1 protein-coding gene is annotated in these 581 nt (G+C 39.9%); it reads left to right on the plus strand.

From position 1 onward, the window contains the following. Positions 1-344: hypothetical protein (locus tag ACYVG7_RS09910; protein ID WP_460882973.1), on the plus strand; the 344-nt coding region annotated here is incomplete at its 5' end. Positions 345-581 lie beyond the last annotated feature (237 nt).

Raw genomic sequence — 581 nt, forward strand, 5'->3', positions numbered from 1 at the left:
ATCGAGATGATGAGTCCGGTTTTGCAACTTATTATGTTCTGTGGTCTGGAGATATGGGGTGTCCGGGTGGCTCAGGAACCTACCGTTACTTCATTAGTGAAGTAAGTAGACACACTAATACCCGGCCATTTCTAGTGCAAAACAATGAAGCGTTTGGTCTTGATATCGAAAATAAAATCAATTTTAGATTTATTGAGAGCGTGACAAAAATAAATTCAAACCATTTCTCTATAGTCTCATCAGAGTTTGCGGATGGAGATAGCAATAACTTCCCAAGTTTGAAATATAAGTACACTATAAAGTCGGGCCCTTGGCGCGTAACTAATAAAACACTTATAAAATAAATTTCGTGCAACGCATGGATTGGTTTTTATATTCTAGGGAAGGTGCGAATAAGCGGGGAAATTCTTCTCGGCTGACTCAGTCATTTCATTTCTTCATGTTTGAGCCGATTTTTTCTCCCGTAAATGCCTTGAATCAGCCTATTTAGACCGTTTCTTCGCCATTTAAGGCGTTATTCCCAGTTTTTAGTGAGATCTCTCCCACTGACGTATCATTTGGTCCACCCTAAACAGGTTGGC

It is taken from the genome of Pseudaeromonas pectinilytica (assembly GCF_054780855.1).